Genomic DNA, 11,301 nt, shown 5'->3' with positions numbered 1-11,301 from the left:
GATGTTACTGTGTCTTACACGTTGGAGTCTATAGTCATGAATTCTTGTAGTAGGCTGTTTACAACAAGGACAAATACCTGTATTATTAGTAGACTTAATAGAAACTTCTATGGTTTCACTATTTTCTGTTATATTTGTTACAATAATATCTTTAATATTGAGAAGTTTTTGTATATAATTATCTTGCACGTATTTCACCCTTTCTATTTGGTTTAGTCACTTTATATGGTAAAGGATTTTTGGGATACGTGCATTCTTTTTTTGCAAAAAAATAAATGTTGGAGTATTTACCCCAACATTTATTATAGAACCATTTTGTTACGGTCCAATGTCAGATTTTTCCAAGGCTGAAATTTACTGCTAATCTTTGATTTCGTTGTGGGTTCAATTTTAAGTTTTATTAAATTCAAAATTTTTAAAATTATAAAAACAATTTGACAAAGAATAAGTATGAGTGTATTATGTAACTAGAACACTAATACTCATTCTTTTATATATAAGGAGGTGGAATATGGATTTTAATGGAAATTCTCCTATTTATGCACAAGTAATGGATTTATTAAAAGATAAAATAATTTCAGGTGATTTAAATCTTGGAGATAAGTTACCTTCAGTTAGAGACTATTCAAAGGAATTAAAAGTAAATCCAAATACGATTCAAAGGGCATATCAGGAACTTGAAAGAGAATCCCTAGTATTCACACAAAGAGGACTTGGAACATTTGTCACAGAAGATAGAGAATTAATAAATACATTTAAAACAGATGCAATAAATAAATTAATAGAAACCTTCATTGACGATATTTCAAGACTTGGATATGAAGTAGAGGACATTTTGGAAATACTTAAAACACACTTGAAAGAGGAGAAATAAAATGAACATAGTGGAAATTAATAATTTAACTAAAAAATATGGCAAAAAAATAGCCCTAGATGGAGTAGATTTAAATATTGAAAAGGGAAAAATAGTAGGAATACTTGGGCCTAATGGAAGTGGTAAAACAACGTTAATTAAAATACTGGTGGGGCTTTTAAGACCTAGTAGTGGCAGCGTTAAAATTAATGGGGAGAAAATAGGTGTAGAAACTAAGGCTATCGTATCTTATCTTCCCGACAGAAATTTTCTCTACGATTGGATGAAAATAAAAGATGCCGGAAAATTTTATAGTGATTTTTATGGTGATTTTGATGAAAAGAAATTTGAAGAACTGCTTACTTTTATGGATTTAAATAAAGATATGAAAATAACAGAATTATCAAAGGGAATGAATGAAAAACTAAATCTTTCGCTGGTACTTTCAAGAAATGCTGAACTCTACATACTTGATGAGCCCATTGCAGGAGTTGACCCCGTTGCAAGAGATCAGATACTGGGTGCAATAATTAATAACTATTCTAAAGACAGCTCTATGATTGTAACCACTCATTTAGTTAGAGATATGGAAAATATTTTTGAAGATGTAGTATTTTTGCAAAATGGTGCAATTGTACTTGAAGGAAATGCAGAAGACTTGAGAAATGAACACAACGGACAAATAGATTCAATATACAAGGAAATATTTGGATAGGAGGAAGAAATGAGAAAATTTATTAAGTATGAAATAAAGGGCAGTTATAAATTTATACTGGGAGTTTTGCTTTTGACGACGATCTTAAATTTAGGAAGCTTCACATATCTCCATAGTATAGATACGCCATATGTATCAACTATAGGTAGTATTTTCCTTGGGATTGCTTTTTTAATAATCTTTGGAATGATGGTGGCAACAGCTTTTTATATAGTGAATTTATTTAAAAAAGAACTCTATGAAGACAGAGGTTATTTAACTTTTACTATTCCACTCAGTGCTAAAAAAATTCTTGGATCAAAAGTATTTGTGGCCTTTTTATGGTTTGTAGTAATTTTTATAGGATTTATATTATCAAATGCTTTAGGTTTATTGATTATTACGCCAAGAGGTGAATTAAATTCAATATTGGAATCCCTAAAGAGTTTAAATATTTCTTGGAAAGAAGTACCTTGGATAGAAGGATTTGTGACTTTTATAGGTTTAATAATTAATGGAATGACACTTTTACTTACTATTTACTTTTCTATGACCTTGGGAAGAGTTTCAATTAGAAATAAAAAGTTTAAGGGAATATGGTTTTTTATATTTATATTTGTATCCATATTACTTTTAATGGTAATGGTTAAAGGAATAGAAATTGTACCTTATTATTTAAATGTGAGCAGACCAGGAATTGAGTCTATAAGCACTTATCACGCTCTTGCAACAGCCAATATGAATGGAGATTTACTAATAAATATAGGGTCAATTATATATAGTATTTTAGCTCCTGTACTATTATTCTTTTTAACCAGCAGTCTAATGGAAAATTCTATAGATGTGTAGAACTGGTTTATAACATATTTAAAGATAAACACAAAAATAACTCCTTAGATTTTATTCTAAGGAGTTATTTTTATAAAGTTACATTAAATTCAATCCAATTTTCCTCACTTCCGGAGATAGAAATTTTTCCCTTGTGAGTATCTACAATGGACTTGGCAATGGAAAGGCCCAGTCCATATCCGCCTGTGTCTCTTGATCTGGAGTTATCACTTCTGTAAAATCTTTCAAAGACTTTTGCTCTTTCTGATTCAGGAATTCCAATGCCGGTATTATATACGGATAAGTGTATTTTACTACCAACTTTTTTAAAGCTGACTTTAATTTCTCCATTGGATTTAGAGTGTTTTATGGCATTATCTATTAATATAGAAGCCAGTTGTTTTATTTGATTTTCATTTCCGTTGTAAAAAATATTTGGCTCAACGTCAATTTCCAGTTGTTTTTCTTCTTCGTAAGCTCTACTTTCAAATTCTAGAGCTGTATTTAAAATAGACTTGCTTATATTAAATTCTTTAAATTCAACGTCAGTTTTTCCCTCATCAGTTTTGGCAAGGGAGAGAAGGTCTTTAATCAGTATATTCATTCTGTAAGTTTGACCTCTTATATCTTTTAACCTCTTGTTTTGACCGATTTCATTTTCCAATACGTCTACATTTGTAGAAATTATAGTAAGTGGAGTTTTTAGCTCATGGCTGGCATCTGAGACAAATTGTCTTTGTTTATCAAAGGCAATTTTAACAGGTTCAACAGCCCAATTAGATAGAAAAATTGAAACTACTAATAAAATCACAGAGCTAAAAGCGGCGACGTAAAGTGAGATGTCAATTAGCTGATTTAAAAGCTGAGACTCTATACTTTTCTCTGCAAATACTATGATTTTTCCATAGTCCTTGTCTTCTATTAAGTATTGAAAGTTGTCAATAGTACTTTCAGATTTGTTTTTTTCAAGGGCACTTTTTACATAAGTTATGGAATCTTCGCTAAGTAGTCCGTCAATCATGTCTAAGTGAGAGTCTATTATATTTCCGGATTTATCGGTTTTAACGTAAAAAAACCTGGCAGCTCTTGCAGCAGGTGGAAGGTCGTAGGGGTTTTTATCATCTTGGGAGTTTGGTGGAGGTCTATTGTCTTTAAAGTTTTCTGCTCTAAACTCGTGTAAGAATTCTACTCCATCTTCTTCTGCAATTAATTCAAGCAGTTTACCTGTCTGTTCAGAGCTCTTTACCTGCATAAATACATTTAATGCAATAAAAATTGCAATAAATACAATTGACAGTACACCCATTATAATTGCAATAAACTTATACTTTAAGCGTTTAATCATTCTAAGCCCTCCAGAGAATAGCCAAGACCTCTGGATGCTTTAATTTGAATGTCTGAATTTATAGCTAGGAGCTTTTTTCTTAGAAAAGATATATAAACCTCAACAGTGTTGTATTCTGCGTCGCTGTCAAAACCCCAGATTCTTTCAATAAACCTCTCCTTTGGAATAATTTGTTTGTTATTTTGCATTAACATTTCTAAAATTTGAAATTCCTTTAATCCAAGTTTTACTGTATTTCCATTGAAACTGAGTTCGTGAGTGTTTTTACACAGTTTTGTATTGTTAAAGATGAGTTCATCTCCGACAAATTCATCTTTTCTTCTAGTCATTGCCCTAATTCTGGCAAGTAGTTCATCAGCTACAAAGGGCTTTGTCAAATAGTCATCAGCGCCAAAATCCAAGCCCTTTATTTTATCTTCTATTTCTGACTTTGCAGTTAAAAGCAAAATTGGTGTGGAAATATTTTGCTCACGAAGAGATTGTAAAACTTCAAGTCCATTTTTATTTGGAAGCATAATATCTAAAATAATTACATCATAAATGCCTGTGAGAGCTTGTTCTTCGCCTGAAATTCCATCAAAGGCAACGTCAACTGCATATTTATTTTGTTTAAACAGCTCAACTAGAGCTTCAGATAGATGAACTTCATCTTCCACTAATAACAGGTTCATATTATCACCACATTTCTTATAAATATTAATTATTATTATAGCATAGAAGCTTAAAGCAACATTGAAAAGAGATTCAAGACTCATTTAAGAAAGTAAGGTTAGTATAGCTATTGGACAGAAAAATATTTGAAAAAGGTGGAGAATTATGAAAACAACTGTAAAAAACAGAGGAAGTAAAATATTTGAAATGGAAATTAACAAAATATTATTAAATTATATAGTAGTTAAAGAGGAGTACAGCATTAAAAATTTCTACTTAAAGAGCTTAGAATTGAGAAAGAGTAAAATAATAAAACCTGTAAATTGCAAAGAAATATCTTTAAAAGAAAGCATAGGTGAGAGCTTGGAAAGTGCAGTAAGAGAAGTTTTAAATAAAAAATCTTTTAAAGTTAAGAATATAGGTCTAGATAATATAAATGCAACGATTTACGAAGACGAGGCTGATTTTGCAGTTTTAGAATTAAAAATTTAATTCAAGGTCTGTTTAAGAAAATTTATATAGTATCTATATCAATAAGAGAAGAAAGGAAAATATTATGAAGGGCAGACATGAATTAAAACACAGTTTAAACTATTTAGATTATATAGTTTTAAGAAAAAAGTTAAAATTGGTTTTACCTATAGACAAAAATGTAGGTGAAAGTGGAGAGTATAAAATTAGAAGTTTGTATTTTGATACTCCAAAAGATAGTGCACTTAGAGAAAAAATAGATGGTGTCAACTATAGAGAAAAATTTAGAATTAGAAAGTACAACGATAATAATGACTTTGTAAAACTTGAAAAGAAGAGTAAAAACAACAACTTAACTTACAAAAAGTCGGAAGTACTAAAAAGAGAAGAAGTTGAAAAAATAATAGCAGGAGATTTTAGCTGGATGTCAAAAAGCAGTTCTCCACTAGTTGTAGAATTTTACAGTAAAATTAATGGGAAACTTTTGAGACCAAAGACCATAGTGGATTATTATCGAGAGCCTTTTGTATATCCTGCGGGAAATGTGAGAATAACCTTAGATAGAGATATAAGAACAGCTCTACAGTCTACAGATTTTTTTAATGATGATTTACCAACTATTTCAGCAGGTGATGAAGTAGTTGTATTGGAAGTGAAATATGATGAGTTTTTGCCAAGTTTTATAAGTGATTTAATACAGCTTGGAGAGAGAAAGGCGTCAGCTTGTTCAAAATATGCCAACTGTCGCATATACGGATAGTATGAAAGTGAGGAAAATTAAATGAGTTTTGATGATATTTTTAAATCCAGTTTCTTAGAAAATGTAAGTAGTGTATCAATTTTAGATATGGTGTTGGCTTTAGTGCTTTCTTTTGGAGTGGGAGTATTTATATTCTTAGTCTACAAGAAAACTTATAAAGGGGTAATGTACTCTTCCAGTTTTGGAGTCACATTAATAGCACTTAGTATGATAACTACTCTTGTAATACTTGCTGTTACCAGTAATATTGTCTTATCGCTAGGTATGGTAGGGGCGCTTTCAATAGTGCGTTTTCGTACTGCTGTTAAAGAGCCCTTGGATTTGACTTTTTTATTTTGGTCAATAGCTGTGGGAATAGTAATTGCTGCTGGAATGATTCCACTTGCTGTATTTGGAAGTGTAGTTATAGGAATTGTACTCTTAATATTTGTAAATAAGAAATCCTATGACAACCCATATATTTTAGTAATAAATTGTAGGGGAGATGAAAGTGAAAGATCTATAGTAAGTGAACTAAAAAATTTAGTAGATAGAAGTGAGATTAAAAGTAAAATTGTAAAAGGTGACTCCATAGAGTTAAATTATGAAATTAGATTAAAATCTGAAGATACTTCATTTGTAAATAAGCTTTCAAATCAGCCTGAAGTAGACAATGTAGTGTTAGTAAGTTATAACGGAGAATATATGGGATAGTAGGAGGCAAATTATGTTAAAAAGTAAAAAAACTACAGTGATTTGCACATCAATAGTTGTTATTACACTTATTATAACTCTGCTATTTATAAATGGGAAAAGATTAGGTGTTGAAGAAGTTCATGCCAACCTTCCCTATGAAGACTCATTATTTTCCACAGATAAAGTTCACAACATTGATATTGTCGTAGATGAAGCTGATTTTAATGAGATGCTGGAAAATGCAATGGATGAGGAATATGTAACTTGTAATGTTGTAATTGATGGAAATGTTGTAAAAAATGTGGCAATTAGAACAAAGGGAAATTCATCTCTAAGTACTATGGCCAACTCTGATTCAGATAGATATAGTTTTAAAATAGAATTTGACCACTATGAAGATGGAAATACTTATCTTGGGCTGGATAAACTGGCATTAAACAATATAATTCAAGACAATACTTATTTAAAAGACTATATGAGTTATCAGATGATGAATTATTTTGAAGTGGATTCGCCACTATCCAGTTTTATTTGGATTACAGTAAATGGAGAAGACTGGGGACTTTATTTGGCTGTTGAGGCAATAGAAGATTCCTTTATAGATAGAACCTATTCAAATACAGATGGAGAATTATATAAACCAGACAGTATGAATATGGGAGGTGGTGGAGATAACAAAGCTCCGAAAAACATGCCGGCTCCAGAAAATATTCCTGAGGGAATGGAAGTTCCGGAAGATATAAAAGAAATGCTTGAAAAAGCGCCGGAAAACTTAAATGATGTGCAGGAAGAAGTAGGACAAGTTTCAACAGAAAAAAATCCTGAAGTGTCAACAGATAGTGAAATTAATTTAGAAACTAAGCAATTAGGAGACAATAGAGAAGATTTTAAGAAAATTAGTCCAAGTGGAATGGGCGGAGGACAAAGTGATGTAGCTTTAGTTTATACAGACGATGAATTTGACAGCTATTCAAATATTTTTGACAGTGCAAAGACAGATGTAACAGATACAGATAAAGTAAGATTAATCGAAAGTTTAAAGCAACTTTCAGAGGGAGAAAACTTAAGTGAAGTTTTAAATATTGAAGAAGTGCTCAGGTACTTCGTAGTTCACAACTATCTTTTAAATTTTGACAGCTATACGGGAAATATGATGCACAATTACTATTTATATGAGGACTCCGGAAAGCTTTCAATGATTGCATGGGACTATAATCTTGCATTTGGAGCATTTGCAATGGGTGGCAGTCCTTCAAATTCTAAAGTAGATAATAGCACTTCGTTGGCAAACTATCCAATAGACACTCCGGTTTCAGGAACGACACTGGAAGATAGACCAATGATTGGGCAGTTGCTTTCAAATGAAGAATATCTTACAAAATATCATGAGCTATTTAGTGAATTTATAACAGAGTACTTTGACAGTGGAGTATTTGAAGAAGAAATAACTAATGCAATAAGTTTAATTTCTCCCTATGTAGAAAAAGATCCTACAGCTTTTGTAAGTTATTCAGATTTTTTAGAAGCTTCATCTCAACTAAAAAGCTTTTGTGAACTTAGAACAGAAAGTATAAAAGAACAGTTAAAGGGCGAAATTCCCTCAACATCAGAGGGGCAAAGTGAAGATAGTAGTAGCCTTATAGATGCATCAGAGATAAATATAGAGTCTATGGGCTCAAACTCCTTTGGAGGTAGAGGAGACAATGGTGAAAATAGAAGACAGCCAGTAGATGAAAATATTGGTGAACTCAGTGAAAAAGAGCAACAAAGTGAAAGTACCAACTTAAGTGGCAAGACAGAGGACAGTAATAGAGAAGCTACATTTGAAACTTTAGGTGGAAAATCTTTAAAAGCAGAAGAAGTTCCGGATAAAGAAAATATAAACCAAACAGAGCGGTGGGAAGATAGACGAGACCAAAAAAGTGAGGCAGACAATTCTACCAATGTACCCACTAATCCGGGAGTTGATACCTCTCAAAGAGCTAATGAGGATAAAATAAGTGAGAGGCGAGGGCAAATGGAAGATGGTGTAAAAAATCTGGACGTGCAAAGTAAAAATGAAGAGTTTTATATAGTTGGGGCGAGTCTATTAGTTTTAGTATTGGGGATAGTAGTGGTAAAAAAATATAAAGTACACAGATAAGACAACTTTTAAATTTTAGTAAAGACTTTGAGGTTTTTAGACAGTTTGAGGTAAATAGATGTTACAATAAATACTATAGTTAGATATAATATTGTATAGAGTAAAATTAAATATATTTAAAATTAATTGTAAGCGTAGTTAAAATAATAGTAAAGATGGGGAGTACTGTGAATATAAGACCTTTAGAGAAGAAAGATTTAAGAGATGTACACAAAATTAATAATGAGTTAAAAATAATGTCCTACTGGTTTGAGGAGCCCTATCAATCCTTAAGTGAACTGGAAAGTTTGTATGAAAGACATATTAGAGATGAGTCTGAGAGAAGATTTGTAATTGAAGAAAATGACGATTTTGCAGGAATAGTGGAATTAGTTGAGTTGGACTATATTCATAGAAACTGTGAAATACAAGTTGTAGTTACAGAAAAATTTAAAGGACTTAGCTTGGCTGAAAATGCAATGATAGAAATAGTGAGCTATGCCTTTGACATATTAAATATGCACAAAGTTTATTTATATGTGGATATAGACAATAAAAAGGCTGTTCACATTTATAAAAAATTGGGATTTAAAGAAGAAGGTTATTTAAGAGAGCACTTCTATACAATGGGCGAGTACAAAGACAGCTATTTTATGGGCGTTTTAAAAAGAGAGTGGAATAGAGAACTTTCAGATGATTTTTAAAAATTGCCACTGTATTTAAACAGTTAAACTGAATTTTATTATTAAATATTTAATAAAGCCCCAAAGACAGTGTTAAAATTATTGTCTTTGGGGTTTTTGACAGCACTATTTAAAAGTATTTTTAACTACTAGTTAGCGACTTAGTAAATCTGTGTATTCTAATAGTATTTTGTTAAATACAAGAATTTCTTCAGCTGTAAATTTCTCTGCCAGTTTTTTATTAGTTTTTACAATGTCTAAGATGTCATATTTTTTGTGAGTAAGGGCAATTTGTGCGCCCTCATCAGTTGCATATAGAAAAAACACCTTGCCATCAGTGGTGCTATTTTCACGTTTAATATAGCCAAGTTTTAACAAACTTCTCACAGTTTGAGAAATTGCACTGCTGGTTTTTTTCCACTTTTTAGCAAGTGCAGTAACTGTAGTTCCTGGAAAGTCTGCAATATCGGTGAGTATGTGCACTTCAACCATTGTCAAAGACTCCTTTGCACCGTAGTCCTTGCGTCTGTTCATATAGTTGTAATACATTAAAACAAAGTCATATACAATTGTAGCATGGGCATTTAAGAGTTCATATTTTTTATTGATAATTTCCTCAGATTCATCACCGGAAATCCAAGAGTTTAAAATTTCCTTTTTAAAAGTTTCTATGTCCACAATCCCACCTCATTAAATTCATTAGATTAACAATTATAATATCACATATTTTATAGATGTGTTAAAATTTATATTGTCTAAATAACTCCAAAATTAAAAAACTTAAAAATAATTTAATAATTTATTGATTTATCACAGTAAAAGTGATATATTACATTTAATAGTTAATAAGCTTAATAGTTAAGCGTCTAAAGTAAGGAGAAAATTATGAAACATGATTTTGAAACACTACTATCAAGAAAAGAAAAAGGCTGTGAAAAGTGGGAGTTAATGTATGATTGGAACTCAAAGGTAGATGAAGATGTAGTTCCACTATCTGTGGCAGATATGGAATTTAAAAATCCACCGGAAATAACAGAGGGACTAAAAGAATATTTAGATGAAATTGTCTTAGGATACGCTCAATCCTATCCGGAATATGTAGAATCAGTTATTTCATGGCTAAAGAGAAAGCACAACTACAATATAAAAGAGGAGTGGATTGTAAATACTCCAGGTGTAATAAATGCAATTTATGGAGCAGTAAATGCCTTTACCAATGAGGGTGATGGAGTAATAATCTTTAGACCGGTATACTATCCATTCACCAGTGCGATAAATGCAAACAACAGAACATTGGTAAACTGTCCGTTAATAGAAACAGATGGATATTATACAATAGACTACGATAAATTTGAAGAGTTGGCAAAGGATGAAAATAATAAGTTATTAATTTTTTCAAATCCTCACAATCCTGTTGGAAGAGTGTGGACACGTGATGAGCTTGAAAGACTTGGTAAAATTTGTATAGAAAATAATATTATAATAGTTTCAGATGAAATATGGAACGATTTAATAATGCCGGGATATAAACACACTGTATTGGGAAGTATTTCAGAAGACATTGAAAATATTACAATAACTTGTACTGCGCCATCAAAGACATTTAACTTAGCGGGTTTGGCAACGTCAAATATAATAGTTAGAAACGAAAGTATTAGAAAACCTTATATAAAGGCATTAAAGAGAATGAGAAGTACACAGTTAAACGTACTTGGATACAAGGCATGTGAGCTTGCATATAATAGCTGTGAAGAATGGTTAAATGAATTAATTTCAGTAATAGACCACAATCAAAGAATGGTTAAGTCATTTTTTGAGAAAAAGCACCCTGAAATAAAGGCTTACTTATCTGAGGGAACTTATTTACAGTGGCTGGATTTTAGAGGGCTTGGATTAAATAATGAAGAGTTAGAAGAATTTCTGCACATGGAAGCACAATTTTTTACAGATGAGGGATGCGTCTTTGGAGAAGAAGGAAGTGGATATGAGAGAATAAATCTTGCTGTTCCTACGTGGGCTCTAGAGAGAGAATTAAATAGATTAGATAGGGCATTAAACAAGTTAAAGCAAAAATAGTGAAAATTTTATTAGCTTAGAGTATTTTAAAAATATAAATACTATTTAAAGTGAGAGTATATTTTAATAGTATTATACATTTTTATTTAGTAGTATATAAATATTAGGCACAATTTGTGAAAAGAGTAAACTTTTATTTAAGA

Annotated in this window: 13 protein-coding genes; 9 read left to right on the top strand and 4 right to left on the bottom strand. The window is 31.2% G+C overall.

The window, feature by feature from the left end; translation table 11 throughout:
• Positions 1 to 189: transposase (locus BUB47_RS09920; RefSeq protein ID WP_143270619.1), on the bottom strand; the 189-nt coding region annotated here is incomplete at its 3' end.
• A gap of 322 nt (positions 190 to 511) precedes the next feature.
• Here BUB47_RS09920 and BUB47_RS06425 point away from each other — a divergent pair.
• From BUB47_RS06425 to BUB47_RS06415, 3 genes are read left to right on the top strand one after another with little or no spacing between them, the layout of a single operon-like run.
• The gene (locus BUB47_RS06425) at positions 512 to 874 is read left to right on the top strand and encodes a GntR family transcriptional regulator (RefSeq protein WP_073184854.1); all 363 of its coding nucleotides are present in this window, start codon (positions 512 to 514) and stop codon (positions 872 to 874) included.
• A 1-nt stretch (position 875) separates the two neighbouring features.
• On the top strand, positions 876 to 1,568 hold the full coding sequence (locus BUB47_RS06420; protein ID WP_073184852.1) for an ABC transporter ATP-binding protein: 693 nt from the start codon (positions 876 to 878) through the stop codon (positions 1,566 to 1,568).
• A 9-nt stretch (positions 1,569 to 1,577) separates the two neighbouring features.
• Entirely contained in the window at positions 1,578 to 2,396 is an 819-nt protein-coding gene (locus BUB47_RS06415) for an ABC transporter permease (protein WP_073184851.1), read from the top strand.
• A gap of 70 nt (positions 2,397 to 2,466) precedes the next feature.
• Here the strand turns inward: BUB47_RS06415 and BUB47_RS06410 are convergent, their stop codons facing one another.
• Together BUB47_RS06410 and BUB47_RS06405 are read right to left on the bottom strand one after the other, a co-directional pair.
• Entirely contained in the window at positions 2,467 to 3,720 is a 1,254-nt protein-coding gene (locus BUB47_RS06410) for a sensor histidine kinase (protein ID WP_073184848.1), read from the bottom strand.
• Positions 3,717 to 4,391, bottom strand: coding sequence for a response regulator transcription factor (locus BUB47_RS06405; protein ID WP_073184847.1), 675 nt, complete (start codon positions 4,389 to 4,391; stop codon positions 3,717 to 3,719). The genes BUB47_RS06410 and BUB47_RS06405 overlap by 4 nt, the downstream gene beginning before the upstream one ends.
• A gap of 145 nt (positions 4,392 to 4,536) precedes the next feature.
• Here BUB47_RS06405 and BUB47_RS06400 point away from each other — a divergent pair, with 145 nt between their 5' ends.
• From BUB47_RS06400 to BUB47_RS06380, 5 genes are all read left to right on the top strand, one after another.
• Entirely contained in the window at positions 4,537 to 4,863 is a 327-nt protein-coding gene (locus BUB47_RS06400; protein WP_073184845.1) for a hypothetical protein, read from the top strand.
• 64 nt (positions 4,864 to 4,927) lie between these two features.
• A complete protein-coding gene (locus tag BUB47_RS06395) occupies positions 4,928 to 5,602 on the top strand; it encodes a polyphosphate polymerase domain-containing protein (protein ID WP_073184843.1) in 675 nt (224 codons plus the stop codon).
• Positions 5,603 to 5,623: 21 nt separating this feature from the next.
• The gene (locus BUB47_RS06390) at positions 5,624 to 6,295 is read left to right on the top strand and encodes a DUF4956 domain-containing protein (protein ID WP_073184841.1); all 672 of its coding nucleotides are present in this window, start codon (positions 5,624 to 5,626) and stop codon (positions 6,293 to 6,295) included.
• 13 nt (positions 6,296 to 6,308) lie between these two features.
• Entirely contained in the window at positions 6,309 to 8,420 is a 2,112-nt protein-coding gene (locus BUB47_RS06385; protein WP_073184839.1) for a CotH kinase family protein, read from the top strand.
• 167 nt (positions 8,421 to 8,587) lie between these two features.
• Complete coding sequence (locus tag BUB47_RS06380) at positions 8,588 to 9,103, top strand: GNAT family N-acetyltransferase (RefSeq protein WP_073184838.1); 516 nt, start codon at positions 8,588 to 8,590, stop codon at positions 9,101 to 9,103.
• Between the two features lie 132 nt (positions 9,104 to 9,235).
• Here BUB47_RS06380 and BUB47_RS06375 read toward each other — a convergent pair whose 3' ends face one another.
• Positions 9,236 to 9,760 (bottom strand): MarR family winged helix-turn-helix transcriptional regulator, encoded by a 525-nt coding sequence (locus BUB47_RS06375; protein WP_073184836.1) that lies wholly within the window; start codon positions 9,758 to 9,760, stop codon positions 9,236 to 9,238.
• Positions 9,761 to 9,967: 207 nt separating this feature from the next.
• On the opposite strand from BUB47_RS06375, the gene BUB47_RS06370 reads away from it, so the two are divergent.
• Positions 9,968 to 11,158, top strand: coding sequence for a MalY/PatB family protein (locus BUB47_RS06370; protein WP_073184834.1), 1,191 nt, complete (start codon positions 9,968 to 9,970; stop codon positions 11,156 to 11,158).
• Positions 11,159 to 11,301: the final 143 nt, after the last annotated feature.

Source organism: Anaerosphaera aminiphila DSM 21120 (assembly GCF_900129925.1).
Lineage (GTDB): Bacteria > Bacillota > Clostridia > Tissierellales > Peptoniphilaceae > Anaerosphaera > Anaerosphaera aminiphila.
Note: the sequence above shows the minus strand (reverse complement) of the source record. Positions and strands in the feature narration are given on the sequence as shown.

Bases quoted from the DNA above. Each gene is read 5' to 3' on its own strand.
- BUB47_RS06395 (WP_073184843.1), top strand. From the start codon at position 4,928: ATGAAGGGCAGACATGAATTAAAACACAGTTTAAACTATTTAGATTAT.
- BUB47_RS06370 (WP_073184834.1), top strand. From the start codon at position 9,968: ATGAAACATGATTTTGAAACACTACTATCAAGAAAAGAAAAAGGCTGT.
- BUB47_RS06400 (WP_073184845.1), top strand. From the start codon at position 4,537: ATGAAAACAACTGTAAAAAACAGAGGAAGTAAAATATTTGAAATGGAA.
- BUB47_RS06415 (WP_073184851.1), top strand. From the start codon at position 1,578: ATGAGAAAATTTATTAAGTATGAAATAAAGGGCAGTTATAAATTTATA.
- BUB47_RS06385 (WP_073184839.1), top strand. From the start codon at position 6,309: ATGTTAAAAAGTAAAAAAACTACAGTGATTTGCACATCAATAGTTGTT.
- BUB47_RS06390 (WP_073184841.1), top strand. From the start codon at position 5,624: ATGAGTTTTGATGATATTTTTAAATCCAGTTTCTTAGAAAATGTAAGT.
- BUB47_RS06410 (WP_073184848.1), bottom strand. From the start codon at position 3,720: ATGATTAAACGCTTAAAGTATAAGTTTATTGCAATTATAATGGGTGTA.
- BUB47_RS06420 (WP_073184852.1), top strand. From the start codon at position 876: ATGAACATAGTGGAAATTAATAATTTAACTAAAAAATATGGCAAAAAA.
- BUB47_RS06405 (WP_073184847.1), bottom strand. From the start codon at position 4,391: ATGAACCTGTTATTAGTGGAAGATGAAGTTCATCTATCTGAAGCTCTA.
- BUB47_RS06425 (WP_073184854.1), top strand. From the start codon at position 512: ATGGATTTTAATGGAAATTCTCCTATTTATGCACAAGTAATGGATTTA.